The 17,144-nt window shown below is 59.0% G+C and carries 10 protein-coding genes; 9 read left to right on the top strand and 1 reads right to left on the bottom strand.

Annotated elements, in window-relative coordinates:
• The first annotated feature begins 336 nt into the window (after positions 1–336).
• From ACTQW0_RS03760 to larD, 9 genes are all read left to right on the top strand, one after another.
• Positions 337–3,102 (top strand): YhgE/Pip family protein, encoded by a 2,766-nt coding sequence (locus tag ACTQW0_RS03760; RefSeq protein WP_441567028.1) that lies wholly within the window; start codon positions 337–339, stop codon positions 3,100–3,102.
• Positions 3,103–5,292, top strand: a complete 2,190-nt coding sequence (locus tag ACTQW0_RS03755; protein ID WP_441567026.1) for a YhgE/Pip family protein — start codon at positions 3,103–3,105, stop codon at positions 5,290–5,292.
• Between the two features lie 207 nt (positions 5,293–5,499).
• A complete protein-coding gene (locus ACTQW0_RS03750; RefSeq protein WP_427748318.1) occupies positions 5,500–6,483 on the top strand; it encodes a DMT family transporter in 984 nt (327 codons plus the stop codon).
• Between the two features lie 116 nt (positions 6,484–6,599).
• Positions 6,600–7,898, top strand: coding sequence for a M20 family metallopeptidase (locus ACTQW0_RS03745; RefSeq protein WP_441567024.1), 1,299 nt, complete (start codon positions 6,600–6,602; stop codon positions 7,896–7,898).
• A 3-nt stretch (positions 7,899–7,901) separates the two neighbouring features.
• Entirely contained in the window at positions 7,902–9,206 is a 1,305-nt protein-coding gene (locus ACTQW0_RS03740; RefSeq protein ID WP_441567022.1) for an MFS transporter, read from the top strand.
• A 307-nt stretch (positions 9,207–9,513) separates the two neighbouring features.
• Positions 9,514–10,827, top strand: a complete 1,314-nt coding sequence (hisS, locus tag ACTQW0_RS03735; protein ID WP_441567020.1) for a histidine--tRNA ligase — start codon at positions 9,514–9,516, stop codon at positions 10,825–10,827.
• A gap of 257 nt (positions 10,828–11,084) precedes the next feature.
• Positions 11,085–13,898 (top strand): phosphoenolpyruvate carboxylase, encoded by a 2,814-nt coding sequence (locus tag ACTQW0_RS03730; RefSeq protein ID WP_441567018.1) that lies wholly within the window; start codon positions 11,085–11,087, stop codon positions 13,896–13,898.
• A gap of 990 nt (positions 13,899–14,888) precedes the next feature.
• Complete coding sequence (larA, locus tag ACTQW0_RS03725; protein ID WP_427748316.1) at positions 14,889–16,166, top strand: nickel-dependent lactate racemase; 1,278 nt, start codon at positions 14,889–14,891, stop codon at positions 16,164–16,166.
• A 49-nt stretch (positions 16,167–16,215) separates the two neighbouring features.
• Positions 16,216–16,947 (top strand): D/L-lactic acid transporter LarD, encoded by a 732-nt coding sequence (gene larD, locus ACTQW0_RS03720; protein WP_441567016.1) that lies wholly within the window; start codon positions 16,216–16,218, stop codon positions 16,945–16,947.
• Here the strand turns inward: larD and ACTQW0_RS03715 are convergent.
• On the bottom strand, positions 16,944–17,144 hold a 201-nt coding region (locus ACTQW0_RS03715), incomplete at its 5' end, for a hypothetical protein (RefSeq protein WP_441567014.1). The two genes, larD and ACTQW0_RS03715, sit on opposite strands and share 4 nt — an antisense overlap.

Here is a 17,144-nt window from a genome sequence, read left to right as displayed (position 1 = left end):
TCGCTTAGGGGCGTTTTCGCTGACTTATGCTCAACCAGCGACGCTTTCGTGATCCTAAGTAGTCATTGGGGGCGTTCTTGTTTGACTGGTCGTTTAAGAACGTCCCTAATGACTAAAGAACGTCCCCAATGACTAGTTGGGTTGCTAATTTGTGCGGGTTGTGGTTTTGTGACCTGCTGAAATTTAAGATACTGTACAACTGTACGTTAACTCATCTTCGTAGTATATTGCTACCCGCAAAACTCAATACCATTGTGCATCGAGACGTTAAAACGCCTTCGTACAATGGTTATCGATAGTACGATTCGATTCAACGACAGGATGGATGGTCCAAGCGTGAGTCTCGGCAGCAAACTATCCGATGCAAAGGTTTCCTTTGCAATCTTTAAACGCGACATCAAGCGATTGATCGTGAACCCCGTCGCCCTGGTGGTTACCCTCGGCGTGTGTGTTATTCCCTCGCTGTATGCCTGGTACAACATCGTTGCCAACTGGGATCCGTACGGAAACACCCAGGGTATCAAGATTGCCATCGCCAACAACGATCAGGGCACCCAAAACGACTTGGTGGGCGAGCTCAACGCGGGCGATAAGGTCGTCGATCAGCTCAAGGAGAACGATCGGCTGGGCTGGACCTTCGTCGATTCGGCGGCCGATGCCAAAGAGGGCGTCGAGAGCGGTGAGTACTATGCGGCCATCGTAATCCCCAAGAACTTTTCAGATAACCTGGTTTCGATGCTCGACGGCAACTACCATCAGCCCAAGCTTACGTACTACGTCAATGAGAAGAAGAGCGCTATTGCGCCGAAGGTTACCGACACCGGCGCAAGCACCATCGAGGAGCAGATCAACTCGGAATTTGTCTCCACGGCGGGCGAGACTGTTGCCGGTATCGCCAAGGATGCCGGAGTCGATTTAAAGGACAAGGCAACCCAGACCCAGGATTCGCTGGCAAGTTCGGTGTCCGAAGCATCCGATACCTTGGGCGAGGTGCGTGGTTCGATTGGCGACATGAATGCCGCCATCGATAAGACGAGTGGTTCCATTGCCTCGGCAGATGCAGCACTTGCCGGTCTACAGGGTCAGGCGCCGTCGCTGACGCAGGCGATCTCCCAGGGCAACGACCTGCTGGGCGAGGCTCGCGCCACGGCGGGTAATTCCATCACCTCGCTCTCCAAGGCGCTCTCGGAAGGCAGCCTTGCGCTCACCAAAACGTCAGCCTCCGCGAACGCTGCGATTGGCAAGCTGACGGGCACGGTCACATCTACGACCACCCGTATCGACAACTCGCTTGAGTCTCTCCAGGCGACGATCGACCACAATAAGGCCGTTATCGGGCACTTGGAAATTCTCGTTAATGACACGTCGACAGGTTCCGAGGAAATTGACGCGCGCATTGTATCGACCATCGATTTGCTCCGCGAGCAGAATGAAAAACTTCAGAGCATCAAGGATAGTCTGTCTGCGCAGTCGAGCGCCATGGCGAATGACGCCGCGGCTGTCTCGGGTGTCAGCGACGCTATCAATAACGCAATCCAGACCGGTGCGACTAACCTTGGCCAGGCCCAGACGGACCTGGGTCAAAACGCGCTGCCGAAGGCCTCGAGCGCGCTTGATTCATTTGCCGCCGTCTCGGGTGATCTGACGGGAATCGTGTCTGGCCTCACGCCTACTATTGCAAGTGCGCGCGGTACACTTTCGCAACTCAACGCTACGCTCGGTCAGGCCAAGACCACGCTGTCCCAGACCGATGCCTCGCTTGGCAAGGTCCAGGACAAGCTCGCAACCGCCGCCAACGACATTGCGGCGCTGCAGACCTCCGAGTCCATGGGCGAGCTGGCTGATCTGATGGGTGTCGACGTCAATGACGTGGCAGACTTTATGGCATCTCCCGTAGAGCTGACTTCCAAGTCAATTTTCCCGGTCAAGAGCTTTGGCTCGGGCATCGCTCCCTTCTATACCAATCTGGCGCTTTGGGTGGGCGGCTACGTGCTTATCGCTATCTACAAGCTCGAGGTCGACCGCGAAGGCATCGGCAGCTTTACCGCGCGTCAGGGCTACTTTGGCCGCTGGCTGCTACTGGTGATCCTGGGCGCGTTCCAGGCCATCATCGTTACGGTAGGCGATCTGGTGATTGGCGTGCAGTGCGTCAGCCCGCTGCTGTTCGTGCTGGGCGGCATCGCCATTTCGTTCACCTACGTCAATATCATCTATGCGCTGTCCACCACGTTTAAGCATATCGGCAAGGCCATCGGCGTCATTCTGGTCATTGTGCAGATTCCGGGCTCTTCGGGCATGTACCCCATCGAGATGATGCCCGGCTTCTTCCAGTGGCTGCATCCGCTGCTGCCCTTTACCTACGGCATCAATCTGCTGCGCGAGACGGTCGGCGGCATGTATTCGTTCAACTACCTGTTTAACCTGTGCATTCTTGGCGTGTTCTTGATCGTGGCGCTCTTTATCGGCCTGCAGCTGCGTCCGCTGCTGCTCAACCTTAACCTGCTCTTTGATAAACAGCTTTCCACGACCGGTATGATGATTTGCGAGTCCAACGACCTGCCGCGCCAGCGCTACTCGCTGCGCACGGCCATGCGTGTCATGCTCGATTCCGATTCGTACCGTCGCGAACTGCTCGACCATGCGGTGACCTTTGAGCACCGTTACCCCTACTACATCAAGGGCGGTTTTGCCGCCGTGGTGGGCGTCCAGGTCCTGCTCTTTGTCCTGTCGACGGTTCTCGATATCGACAATAACGGCAAGATCATCCTGCTTGTCATTTGGATCATCTCGGTTATTGCCATCTGCGGCTGGCTTATCAATATCGAATATATCCGCGCGAGCCTCAATACCCAGATGCGCATCTCGGCGCTTTCGGATGAGGACTTGCGTCGCGAGATGCGCGAACACACGGCTGCCATTCCTGCCGCCCGCCACATGTTTGGCCTCAACGCCAGCGAGCGTGGTGCCAAGGGCGGCGATCAGTCCACGGGCCGCTTGCCGCATATGGGCTCGCACCATAAATCTCAGGGCAGCGACAGCACAGCCACAAATGATGGAGATACCACCGCGCTTGGCAAGCACTCCAAAGGAGGTGAGGCATAAATGAAGAACATCCTGCATCTGTTTAAGCGCGATGTCCAAAACGTGTCTCGCTCCGTGATCGGCTTGATTGTCGTGATGGGCCTCATTATCGTGCCGTGTCTGTACGCGTGGTTTAACATCGCCGGCAGCTGGGATCCGTACGGCAACACCGGCAATCTTAAGATTGCCGTGGTCAACACCGACGAGGGCTACGAGAGCGATCTGATTCCCGTCGAGGTCAACGTGGGCGAAAACGTAACCGCCACCCTGCGCGGCAACGAGAACTTCGACTGGGTTGTCCTCAACGACCGCGATAAGGCGATCGAGGGCGTTAAGTCGGGCGCGTACTACGCTGCCGTCGTTATCCCTAAAACGTTTAGCGCCGACATGATGACGCTTTTCTCGACTGAGGTGAAGCACGCCGATATCGAGTTTTACGAGAACCAGAAGGCCAACGCCATCGCGCAGATCGTGACCGAGAAGGGTTCGAGCGCCGTTCAAAGCCAGGTTAACGAAACTTTTACCGAGACCATTACGAGCATCGGTCTTAAGACGGTGTCCAGCCTGCTCGATTACATGAGCACCGACCAGGTCAGCAACTTTATCGCCAACCTGTCCTCGACGCTCGGCGATTCGGTCCAGGACCTGCAGGGCGTTCAGGCCAGCGCAACGTCGCTTGCGGGCATTTTGAGCTCCACGTCCGATTCGCTGACGTCGGCGAGCGGTATGCTCCAGCAGACGGGTACCGTCGATGAGTCGACCAAGCAGTTGATGGAGCACGCCAAGAGTGGCATCAATGATTCCAAGGAAGCGCTCAAGGCCGCCAACGATGCCGTTGACGCGGCGATTGACGGAAGCGCGGACTCGTTCGACAATGTGTCTGCCGAGCTCGCGAAGGCGTTCGACACCGCAAACCAGCATGTGGACCTTACGGTGTCCCAGCTCAACGATGCCGCGGCGGCGCTCAATACACGTGCCGACGATATCGACGCCACGGCCGACCAGCTCCGCGGCTTTGCCGAGCAGATCAGTGACGAAAAGCTCCAGGAGAGCCTTAAGTCTGTAGCAACATCGCTGGGCAGGATCGCGGTGGAGTATCGCAACAACGCCAAGGACCTGACGGCAACTGCTAAGTCCCTTTCTGATAGCATGGCCGAGGTCAACAACTCGCGTGACGAGGTCGACCAGGCCATCGCCGATGCCAAGGCCGGTATCGCGGGTGCCAAATCCGATTACGATTCCACGTTCTCGGTTAAGGCCAAGGAGCTCAAGAAGACCGTCTCGGGCATTCTGGACTCGCTCGATGGCATCTCGGGCGATCTGGATAGCGCCGTAGACGGCCTGACCGATGCATCTGGTTCGCTGGCAAAGGGCCTCTCCAAAGCCGCAAAGCTGGTCAACAAGGCTTCCGATCAGCTGGGTGAGGCGTCGGACAAGATCGGCGCGTTTAAGGACGAGCTCGACGGCGCCTTGATGTCGGATGACCTTGCGACGATCAAGACGATGATCGGCAACGATCCCGAGGGTTTGGCCGTGTCGCTTTCCGGCCCCGTCGCGCTCGACCGCAAGCCGGTCTATCCGATCCGCAACTACGGTTCGGCCATGGCGCCGTTCTATACGATTCTGTCGCTGTGGGTGGGCTCGATTGTGCTGGCGGCCATGATGAAGGTCTCGGTTGACGATGAGCTTATCAACGAGCTCATCCCCGTACGCCTGCACGAGATCTATTTGGGCCGCTACTTGTTCTTTGGCGGCTTGGCCTTGCTGCAGGCAACGCTCGTGTGCGCCGGCGACATTCTGTTCTTTGGCATTCAGTGCGACAACCCCCTGCAGTTTGTGCTGGCGGGCTGGGTCGCGAGCCTCGTGTTCTCCAATATCGTCTACACGCTTACGGTTTCGTTTGGCGATATCGGCAAGGCGCTCGCTGTCGTGCTGTTGGTCATGCAGGTCGGTGGTTCGGGCGGCACATTCCCCATCGAGATGACCGGCCCCGTGTTCCAGGCGATCTATCCGTTCCTGCCGTTTACCCATGGCATCAACGCCATGCATGCCGCCATGGCTGGCGCCTACCATATGGAGTACTGGGTTGAGCTGGGTATTCTGGCGAGCTATCTGATTCCGTCGCTGGCCCTGGGTGTGGTCTTCCGTCGTCCGGTCATCAAAGCCAACGACTGGATTATCGAAAAGCTGGAGAGTACTAAATTAATCTAGCGCAACAATGTGAACGCTGACATTGCCGGAGCATCGAGGCTTTTGTGTTCGATACTTTAGTGGGCTGAATTGCGTGGGCTGCTTGATTGTTGCTACAGTTGCGGGGCGTGCCGGGGGTCCGGCGCGTCCCGTTTTTATTTGACCATGAGGCGGCATGCGGTCGCGCGCGTGCGGACACCACGCCCAGACCGAGCGCGAGGATGCCCTATGGCCCATCATGCCGTTATTGAAATCGAAAATATGCCCGATAGCCCTGTAGCCCGCGAAGACCTGGGTGCCGGCGGTGCCTCTCGCGGTGCCGGTGCGCGCTCGCCGCTGTTCTGGAAGGTATTGCTGCTTTCGATAGCGGTCATCTGGGGCTATTCCTTTACCACCATGAAGGACGCGCTCGATACCATTCCGGTGTTCGAGCTGCTCTACATTCGCTTTCTTCCGGCGTCGCTGGTCATGCTTGCCGTCTTCCACAAGCGCATTGTTGCCCATTTCAACGCTCGAAATCTGATTGTTGGACTTGGCATGGGCGCGCTCATGTGGGGTGCCTACGGTTTGCAGACGATTGGCCTGGCGCAGACCACGGCAGGCAAAAGCGCGTTTTTGACGGGCACGTACTGCATCTTGGTTCCGTTTGCGAGCTATGTCCTAAGCGGCGAAAAACTTACCCGTTACAACTTGGGTGCCGCGTTGCTGTGTCTGGCGGGCATTGGCTTGGTGGCGCTTGATAGCGTCGAGTTCAATGTCGGCGATGTTATTACGCTGGGCGGCGCGGTCTTCTTTGCCATCCAGATGGCGGTGGCCGCTAAGTACGGTCGCAAGATGGACATCAACGTCATCACGTTTTGGATGTTTGCGGGCAACGGTGTGCTGTGCCTGATCTCTTCGCTGCCGTTCGAGACCCAGGCGCCTTTATCCGTGTGGACGCCGAGCTTTATTGGCGTGATGGCATTTCTCTCGGTAGGCTGCACATGCGTGGGTTTGCTCATCCAAAACGTGGGCTTGGCGCATGTCCCGGCCTCGACGGGCTCACTACTGCTTTCGATGGAGTCGCCATCGGGCGTGCTGTTCTCGGTGCTGCTGATGGGGGAGGTGCTCACCTCGCGTTTGCTTGCCGGCTTTGCGCTCATCTTCCTGTCGATTATCTTGAGCGAGACGCACTTTGACTTTTTGCGTAAAAAGCCGCGAGCGCGTTTGTAAACAATCTGTTGCGCCGTCCCTCTGGGGCGGCGTTTTTTATGCGTCGCCTTTAAAGTTATGCCTTGCACTTTAGAGTATGAAAGTGCTTGCTGCTAAAACCTTACTGGAGGGCATCTATGGCACCAGCTCTGTCCGATTTCCAACCACAACCAGCGCTTCAGACCTCAGCGGCGGCGCAAGCCGCCATTGGTGACGGTCTGGTCAAAGAGGCTCAGGCTTTTGCCGATGAGCTTGCCGCATGGCGTCACGATCTGCATCGGATGCCCGAACTCGGTAACGACCTCCCACAGACCTCTGCGTATATCCAAGCGCGCCTGAACGAGATGGACATCCCATTTTCCACGCTCGTCGATGGTTCCTGCGTTGTGGGCCTTGTTGGTGCCGGTGCCGCCGCGGCCCAGGGCAATGGCGTCTGCACGGACGAACAGGCCGGTACGGTCGTTATGCTGCGCGGCGACATGGATGCCCTGCCCGTTGTCGAGGAATCCGGCGAGCCCTTTGCATCTACCAATGGCTGCATGCATGCTTGCGGTCATGATATGCACGCGACGGCGCTGCTTGGTGCGGCGCGCCTGCTCAAGGCTCGCGAGGCCGCGCTTGTCGACGCCAATGCCACCGTCAAGCTGTTGTTCCAGCCGGGCGAGGAGACCTTTGAGGGGGCACGTGCTGCCATCGCCGACGGCTTGCTCGAGAACCCGCGTCCTCAGGCGGCTTTTGCCATGCATGTCAACAGCCAGTCGCCGCTTGGCCTGGTGCTCTACGGCAGCCCGGCGCTTTCGGGCGTGTACGGTTTCCGCATCACGCTGCAGGGCAAGGGCGGCCACGGTTCGAGCCCCGAGATCTGCATCGACCCCATCACGGCAGGCGTGCATGTGCACCTGGCGCTCCAGGAGCTTATCGCTCGCGAGGTGCCGGCGGCCAAGGAGGTCGCGCTCACCGTGGGTAAGTTTGCCGGTGGCCAAGCGGCCAACGTGATTCCCGACACCTGCGTGCTCGAGGGAACATTGCGCGGCTTTGACGTTGAGCTCATGGAGCACCTCAAGACCCGCATCGCGGAGGTCGTCAAAGGCGTTGCCACGACTTATCGTACGCCGGCGACTATCGAGACGCTCTCGGATGTTCCCCCGCTCGTGCTCGATGACGATATGACCCAGGCTTCGCTTGGCTATGTGGGTGCGACGTTGCCCAAGGCCGCCTTCCTGCCTCTGTTCCATGCCATGGCGAGCGAGGACTTTGCGCTTATCTCGAGCGAGATACCGAGCGCGTACTTTACGTTCGGTGCGGCTGCGACCGATACGGACGAGCACTTTGCCCAGCACCATCCCAAGGCACGCTTTAGCGATGCCGAGTTGCCGCTCGGCGCCGCGGCTTATGCGGCGGTCGCCCTGGGCTATATCGCCGACCACAAGGAGTAATCCATGTCCCAGCAGCATAAATTCTTCCCCGGTTGGCTCGTCGTGGCCTCCGGCTTTGTCATCATGGCCACGTGTTACACGATTTTCGTTAACTGCATGAGCCTGTTTCAGCCGCTTATCGTGAGCGACTTGGGCATTTCCCTTGCTCAGTACAACATCTCCAACGCCATCTCAACCGTGGTGAGCGTTGTCGGCTCGCTTGTCATTGGCCATGTTGCCGACAAAGTGAGCAGTCGCATCTTGGGTTCCCTTACCGTTATCGCCACCTCTGCCGTTCTTGCCGGGATGAGCTTTGTCGGTGAGTTGTGGCAGGTCTACGTGCTCTTTGCCGTCTCGGGCTGCTTTGCCGTCGCCTCGACCCGCCTGCTCATTAGCCTTGTGACCGCCAACTGGTTTACGGCCAAGCGAGGTCTTGCGATCTCCATAGCACTTTCGGGCTCGGGCTTTGGAGGCGCTGTTCTTTCTCCCACCGTGAGCTCGCTTATCGTGAGCGTTGGCTGGCGTTCCGCCTTCCTGGTGCTCGCGGCTATCTGCATGGTGGCGGCGCTGCCCATCACGGCCTGTTCCTTCCGCACCAAGCCTTCTGAAATAGGCCTTAAGCCGCTCGGCGAGAACCCGGGCGATCCGTCCGTCTCGACAGCTGGCGACAAGGACGAGCACACGGCTCCCGAGGTTAACGTCGGTTGGTCTCGCATCAAGAAGAGCCCGGCGTTTTGGCTGCTTGTCGTCGCCTTTCTCTTTATGGGCCTCGTTAACGGTGCCATCTTGCCCAACCAGGTCACCAACATGACGAGCGTTACCGTCAACGGCGCCAAGATTGTCACGGGCGGTCACGACCCCGTGTGGGCGGGCACTGTGCTTTCGGCCTATATGGTCACCGTCGTTATCGCCAAGATTTCGCTCGGCGTCATTTACGATCGCTTTGGCCTACGTTTTGGCAACGTGTTGGGATCCGTTGCGTGCATTATCGCCTGCGTCGCCCTGTGCTTCCCCGCGACCGATCTTGGTCCCATCGTGGCTGCCGTGAGCTTTGGTGTCGGAACGTGCATGGGCACCATCACGCCCACTATCGCCGCGTCCAAGCAGTTTGGCATGGCCGATCTGGGCAAGGTCACGGGCACCATTACCTCGCTCGAGATGGTCGGCGGCACCGTGGGTGCCATTGTCTCGGGCGTGCTGTTCGATGCCACGGGCTCCTTTGCGAGCACCTGGATCGTGTGCCTGGTGTGTTCTGTGGTCATGCTCGTATTCCTGCTGGCATCCGAGCCCATCGCCGCTAAGCTGCGTGCGAGCGTGGCGGGGGAGTAGCCGCCCGTCGCTCTTTTCTGTTCGCCCCGTGTTCTGTCCGGGGCCGCCTTGGAAGCCGAATGGATGCTCGTACCATCATTCGGTTTCCAAGGCGGCCACGGGTATACAAAATGATCCGTTTTCCTCTGTCCCCAACAGATTGTGTGATTCGAAGGGGGCGGAGGAAAGCGGATCGGCTGCAGCGGCGGCACGTCTGGCCGAACGAGCTCCCATACCCTCGTTCGGTCAGACGCGTCGCCGCGTTTTGTTTTTGTGCCGTATAATGACCACTACCTATGACGCGATACTAAAAGAAAGGTGTTTGCCCATGCAGGCACAGAAGGCGGAGGGAACCCGCGACCTTATCGGCGCCGAGATGCGCGCCTGGCAAAAGATGCAGCGGATCGCTGCCGGCGTGTTCGAGCCGTTTGGCTTTAAGCCCATCGAGACGCCCGCGATCGAGCAGGTGGACGTGTTTGTCCACGGCATCGGCCAGTCGACCGATGTCGTGCGCAAGGAGATGTTCCGCGTGTTTAGCGGCGCCAACCTGGAGCGTGTCTTTACCGAGGGCACCGATGCCAAGCTCAAGCCCAAACAGCGCTTGGCGCTTCGTCCCGAGGGCACTGCCGGCGTGGTGCGCGCCGTCGTGGAGAACAACCTGGTGCCCCAGGGCTCTACGCCGTTTAAGGCCTACTATGCCGAGGCCATGTTCCGCGGCGAGCGCCCCCAGAAGGGCCGCCTGCGTCAGTTCCATCAGGTGGGCATCGAGTGGCTCGGTGCTCCCGATCCGGCTGCGGACGCCGAGTGCATCATTATGCTCATGGAGTTCTACAAGCGTCTGGGCTTCGATCTTTCCAAGCTCCGTCTGCTCATCAACTCGATGGGTGATGCCCAGTGCCGTCCGGCCTATCGCGAGCAGGTCAAGCAGTTCATTCTCGATCACGCCAACGAGATGTGCGATGAGTGCCGCGAGCGCGCCGAGCTCAACCCGCTGCGCGCCTTCGACTGCAAGAACGACCATTGCCGCGAGATCATGGCCGAGGCCCCGCTGATGGGTGACAACCTGTGCGACGAGTGCCGCGAGCATTACGAGCAGGTCAAGCGCTATCTGGATGCCGCCGGCATCGAGTATGTCGAGGATCCCACCCTGGTGCGCGGCCTGGACTACTATACCCGTACCGTCTTTGAGGTCGAGGCCCCCGGCGCCGGCGTCGGCTCCATCGGTGGCGGCGGCCGCTACGACGGCCTGGTCGAGCTCGAGGGCGGCAAGCCCACGGCCGGTGTCGGCTTCGCCGTCGGTTTTGAGCGCGCCCTGCTGGCCCTGCAGGCCTTTGGCAGCGACCTGGGTGCCGATGAGGCTCCGTGCGTCTACGTTGCCAACGCCGGCAAGGAACTGCGTCAGAACGTTTTTGCCATTACGCAGAAGCTTCGCGCCGCAGGCATCGTGACCGAGGCAGACTATCAGGGTCGTTCGCTCAAGGCTCAGTTTAAGCAGGCCGACAAGGTGGGCGCTAAGCTCATTTTGGTCTTGGGCGGCGACGAGCTTGCCGCCGGCAAGGTCAAGGTGCGCGACATGCAGAGCCATGACGAGGTGCTGGTCGATCTGGCCAACGTGGTCGAGGCGGTTCGAGAGCGCCTGTAGCGCATCATTTTGAGCTGCGGGTCCGCTAGCGCGTCCCGCTCGCGGCGAACGATTGTTACGGGGGTGTTTCGCATTTATGCGGAATGTCCCCGTTTGCATATGCCGCCCACCGAGAAATACGACCATTTGGGGCAAAAAGCCTTGCAATGCAGAAAATACTTTTGTGTGGTAAAGCGCAATCAGTGTCGAAAGTATTTCTCAAGTGCCTATAATGAATACCGCATGTTACGTGCATAGAAGGAGGAATGGGAGGAAACGTGGCTGAGAACCTAAGCAACCAGTCTGTACCCGAAGCCGCGGCGCGCGTCGCTGCCGTGGTCAACCGCCTCGTTAACCGAATCGGCTCGAATGCCGAGTCCAGGGAGCGTCTCGCCGAGATTGAGATTCCCGAGGAGCTGCGCGACAACCTTGCGCTGTTCCTGCGCCTGGAGCGCCGTGTGCTTAGCGAGTATGATCCCGAGATCGCGGACCTGTTCGACAAGATTCTGTCAGCCGAGATCGTGGCCAATGCCGGCAACCCCGGTAGCCGTGCCGCCGACGAGGCCGTCGACGAGCAGGGCGTGCCCACCGCCGACGAGCCCACTGCTGTGGCGTTTCGCGAGGTCGTCGATTTGATCGACAGCCTGCCGCTCGATAAGCAGCAGGTTATCGTCCGTGCCTTTACGAGCTTCTTCCATCTGGCAAACCTGTCGGAGGAGAACTACCGTGTGACGCAGCTGCGCGAGCGTGAGGCCGGCGCATCGACCGATACCGAGGTCGATCCCGCCAACGAACTTACCGTCGCCTATCACCAGCTGGTGGATGAGATGGGTGTCGAGGGCGCCAACGAGCTGCTCGGCAAGCTTGAGTTCCATCCCGTCTTTACCGCGCATCCCACCGAGGCCCGTCGCAAGGCCGTCGAGGGCAAGATTCGCCGTATCTCTAACCTGCTGGAGGAGCGTCCGCGTCTGGGCGGCTCCGACCTGGTGGAGAACGAGCGCCATATGCTGCAGGAGATCGACGCCCTGGTGCGTACGAGCCCCATCGCGCTCAAGAAGCCCACGCCGGTCGAGGAAGCCGATACCATCATCGACATCTTTGATAACACGCTGTTCGATGTCATCCCCGTCATCTATCGTCGATTTGACGACTGGGTGCTGGGTGACAAGGCCGGTACCGTGCCGCCGCTGTGCCCGGCGTTCTTCCATCCCGGCAGCTGGATCGGTTCCGACCGCGACGGTAACCCCAACGTCACCGCCAAGGTGAGCCGTGAGGTCGCCGCCAAGTACTTCACCCACATGGTGCTCAAGCTCGAGGACAAGTGCCGCCGCATCGGCCGCAACCTCACGCTCGAGGCCACCTACAGCAAGCCGTCTGCCGAGCTCATCAACCTGTGGAACCATCAGGTCGAGATGAGTGCCCGGTACACGGCCCGCGCCGAGCTTATCTCCGAGCACGAGCCGCATCGCGCCGTCATGCTCGTCATGGCCGACCGTCTGAACGCCACCGTACGCCGTATCACCGACACCATGTATCACAGCGCCGACGAGTTCCTGGATGACCTGCGCGTCGTCCAGCGTTCGCTGGCTGCCTGCGGTGCCGTCCGTGCCGCCTACGGCCCGGTGCAGACCATCATCTGGCAGGTCGAGTCCTTCGGCTTCCATATGGTCGAGATGGAGTTCCGTCAGCACTCCGTGGTGCATGCCCGCGCCCTCAAGGACATCCACGAAAACGGTATCCATGGCGACCTGCAGCCCATGACGCGCGAGGTCATCGACACCTTCCGCGCTATCGGCTCCATCCAAAAGCGCTACGGTAAGAAGATGGCACACCGCTACATCATCTCGTTTACCAAGAGTGCCCAGCATGTGGCCGACGTCTTTGAGCTGGCCCACCTGTCCTTCGCACACGAGGAGGACGTTCCCGAGCTCGACGTGATCCCGCTGTTCGAGCAGCTCGAGGATCTCGAGGGCTGTGTTGACGTGCTCGACCAGATGCTTACGCTGCCCGTGGTGCAGAAGCGTCTTGCCCAGACCAACCGCCGCATGGAGGTTATGCTGGGTTACTCCGACTCCTCCAAGGATGCCGGTCCTACCACGGCCATGCTTGCGCTGCACTCCGCGCAGGAGCGCATCGCCAAGTGGGCCGAGAAGAACGATATCGACCTGGTGCTCATGCACGGTCGCGGTGGCGCCGTGGGCCGTGGTGGCGGCCCGGCCAACAAGGCCGTACTGGCGCAGCCCAAGGGTTCGGTCAACTGCTTCTTTAAGCTCACCGAGCAGGGTGAGGTCATCTTTGCCCGTTACGGCAACCGCACGCTGGCTCAGCGCCATGTTGAGTCCGTTGCCGCCGCAACGCTTTTGCAGTCGGCCCCGAGCGTCGAGAAGACCAACACCGAGACCACGCAGAAGTTCTGGGATATGGCCGAGAAACTCAACGCCGCAAGCCACGAGCGCTATCTGGACCTGCTGAACACCGAGGACTTTGCACCGTGGTTCTCGACTGTGACGCCGCTGACCGAGGTCGGTCTGCTGCCGATTGGCTCGCGTCCCGCCAAGCGCGGCTTGGGTGCCAAGTCGCTCGACGACCTGCGTACCATTCCGTGGATTTTCAGCTGGAGCCAGGCACGCATTAACCTGGCCGCTTGGTACGGCCTGGGCACCGCCTGCGAGCAGCTGGGCGATCTTGACCAGCTCAAGGCTGCCTACCAGGAGTGGCCGTTCTTCCGCACCTTTATCGATAACATCGAGATGTCGATTGCTAAGACCGATCAGCGCATTGCCAAGATGTATCTGCATCTGGGCGACCGCGATGATCTGTCCAAGAAGGTCTTTACCGAGATGCAGCTCACCCGTAAGTGGGTCCTTGCCATCGTCGGTGACGAGTGGCCGCTGCAGCGTCGTCGCGTGCTCGGCTGTGCCGTTCGCGTGCGTAACCCCTACGTCGACGCCCTGTCCATCGCCCAGGTCCGCGCCCTCCGCGAGGTGCGTATGAACCAGGACGAGATGGCCGAGGAGAAGAAGGCCGAGTACATGAGCCTGATTCTTTCGACTGTGACCGGCGTCTCGGCAGGTCTGCAGAACACGGGGTAATCGATAGCCCTGCAGTCGTCCGGGCCCTCCATCAGTTTACTTTTAGGCACGTCCTCGGAGATGCAAGAAGCCCTCGCTGCGCACTTCGTGCGGCGAGGGCTTCTTGCGTCCTGCGGAGTGTGCCTAAAAGTAAACTGATGGAGGGCCCTGCGATGTCCGGTCTTCGGCGGATTACTGCTGGGGGAATAATGGCGCGCTTCGCGCGTTTGGAAAGGGCTTCGTGCTGCGGAATGCATTCAGAGGGAAACCCGTAGGGCCCCTTCGTCCTCGGTCTTCTGGAATTAAAGCTGAGGAGAAGAATGGCGCGCTTCGCGCTTAGCGTGGAGTGCGGCGAGGGCTTCTTGCGTCCTGCGGAGTGTGCCTAAAAGTAAACATATGGCGGGCCTTGCGATGTCCAGCTTCGGCGGAAGGCCGCTGGGTGAGGGTGGTGCCTGGGGCGACGTGCAAAAAACGGAGTTTTCAGCAGCCAAAGATCGATGCATAAGGCCATAGCCGGCCCTCGCTGCCTTTGTTGATGATTTTGCAAGACAATTGGGCCTTGGCGATGCTCATATATGGCTGGTTTCTCGCCGCATGTTATCCAGATGGGACGAGTCATGAGGACGATCTACCTTTTGAAAGACTTTTGACACCAAAATCTTATCTTGCGATGCTGAATACTCGCAAAAATGCACGCTCCGGAGGGGGGCTACCATGTTGCGGTTCGAAACCCAATGCGTCATTCTATGCAGTATATTGACCTATTTATGCAAGATAGCTTACACGCGCATGCCACAGGATTGATGTTTGCCTCGGCGCTGCGTAAGCCGCCCTGCCCATAGCTTCTTTGACAGGAGGCCGCGGTCCCTCTTGGGATCGCGGCCGTTTTGTTGTGGGTCAAATATGAACGTTGTGTTAACGACTCGGTGGAAGGTGGCGTTTTTCGGTGAGCGGCGTATCCTTCCAACGGTTTATCTAGTGTGTCAGTTGAAAGGAAGAGGGCGCTCGTCATTGTTTGAATGTGAACTGCCGTTTGACCACAAGACATTGCATCTGGAGCTCGAGGATAAGAACTTCGCGGGTGTGATGGAAGGTCACCAAAACGAGTTTAAGACTGCAAAATCGCAGGAAGAGCTGGTAGAGGAGTCGCTTGCCAACCCTTATGGATCGCCTTCGCTCGAGGAGCTTTGCGCTGGCAAGAAGGATATTGTCATCATTAGCTCCGACCATACGCGCCCCGTTCCCTCGCGTGTGACGATGCCTATTCTGCTGCATCACATCCACTCCGCTGCGCCTGAGGCGCGCGTTCGCATTCTGGTTGCTACGGGTATGCATCGTCCATCGACGCACGAGGAGCTCGTCAACAAGTATGGCGAGGAGATCGTTGCCAACGAAGAAATTGTCATGCACGTCGCGACCGACGATAGCATGATGGAAAAGATTGGCACCCTGCCTTCTGGTGGCGAGTGCATCATCAACAAGATTGCCGCCGATTGCGATCTACTGCTTGCCGAGGGCTTCATTGAGCCGCACTTCTTTGCCGGTTTTTCTGGCAGCCGCAAGTCCGTGCTGCCCGGCATCGCCAGCTACAAGACCATCATGTACAACCACAACGGCCAGTTTGTGAACGATTCCCATTCGCGCGCCGGCAACCTGTGCCACAACCACGTGAGCGAGGACATGTTTGCCGCTGCCGAGATGGCTCACCTTGCCTTTGTGCTCAACGTGGTGCTCAACGGCAAGCACGAGGTCATCGGCTCCTTTGCCGGCGACATTCACAAGGCGCACGAGGCCGGCTGCGAGTTCGTGAAGAGCCTTGCCGGCGTTGAGCCCGTCGAGTGCGAGATTGCCATCACCACCAACGGTGGCTATCCGCTCGATCAGAACGTCTATCAGGCCGTGAAGGGCATGTGCGCTGCCGAGGCCACACTTCCCGAGGGCGGCGTGATCATCGATGTCGCCGGTTGCGCCGACGGTCACGGTGGCGAGGGCTTCTATCACAACATCGCTGACAACGATCCGGCAGAGTTTGAGCGCGCCTGCATCGACCGTCCTAAGGACGAGACCCTGCCCGACCAGTGGACGAGCCAGATCTTTGCCCGCATCCTGGCGCATCACCCTGTGATCATGGTCACCGACCTGTGCGATCACCAGATGCTCAAGGATATGCATATGACACCGGTCAACACCCTCGAGGAGGCGCTCAAGCTCGCCTTTGAAATGAAGGGTGCCGATGCCAAGGTGGCCGTCATTCCCGATGGCCTGGGCGTTGTCGTCGCTCAGCACTAGCGCGCGGCCTAAACGAATCGTTTGTAACCGACAAGAAAGATAAGGTTTTATGCTTACCAAACTCCTCTGCGAATTCGGTGCAACGGCCCTCATGATCATCTTTGGCGTGGGCGTACACTGCGATACCGTGCTTAAGGGCACCAAGTATCAGGGCTCCGGCCACATGTTTGCCATCACCACCTGGTCTTTTGGCATCTCGGTCTGCCTGTTTGTCTTTGGCGGCGCCGTGTGCATGAACCCGGCTATGGTGCTTGCCCAGTGCATCGTCGGTCTGGTGCCGTGGAGCAGCTGCATCCCCTTCATGATTGCCGATATGCTCGGCGGCTTTGTGGGCGCCGTAATCGCTTGGTTTATGTATACCGATGAGTTCAAGGCTTCCGAGGGCGTCGTCGACCCCATTGCCCAGCGCAACATCTTCTCGACCAACCCCACCACCGAGGGCACGAACTATGCCCGCAACTTCTTCTGTGAGGCTATCTGCACCTTTGTGTTCATCAGCGCCATCCTTGCTGCCGCTAGCCGCGCCGGCGAGAACGTTCTAATGCTCGCTATCTGCGTCGGCCTGATCGTTTGGGCCGTTGGCATGGGCATGGGTGGCATCACCGGCTTCGCCATGAACCAGGCACGCGACCTTGGTCCTCGCATGGCCTATCAGGTGCTGCCGATCAAGAACAAGGCTGACAACAACTGGAAGTACGGCCTGCTCGTTCCTGGCATCGCTCCGTTTGTCGGTGCCGCTCTGGCCGCGCTGTTTGTGCACGGTTTCTTGGGCATGTTCTAGTCCAAGGCCACATAGTTGTCCGCTGGCCGCATGGGGTAACTTCCCAGCACGTCCTCGGACATGAAAGAACCCCCGCTGCGCACTTCGTGAACTGCCTCCCATTTCTTGGACATGAGAAATGGGAGGCTTTTTATGCGTGTCGACTTGAGGGTGAAGCACGACATCGTGGCCAGGAAGGCGGCGATCGGGCTCTTCGA

The sequence above is a fragment of the Collinsella sp. LCP19S3_B7 genome (genome assembly GCF_052121795.1).
Lineage (GTDB): Bacteria > Actinomycetota > Coriobacteriia > Coriobacteriales > Coriobacteriaceae > Collinsella.
The sequence above is the reverse complement of the archived record's forward strand: the minus strand, read 5'-3'. Positions and strand labels throughout refer to the sequence as shown.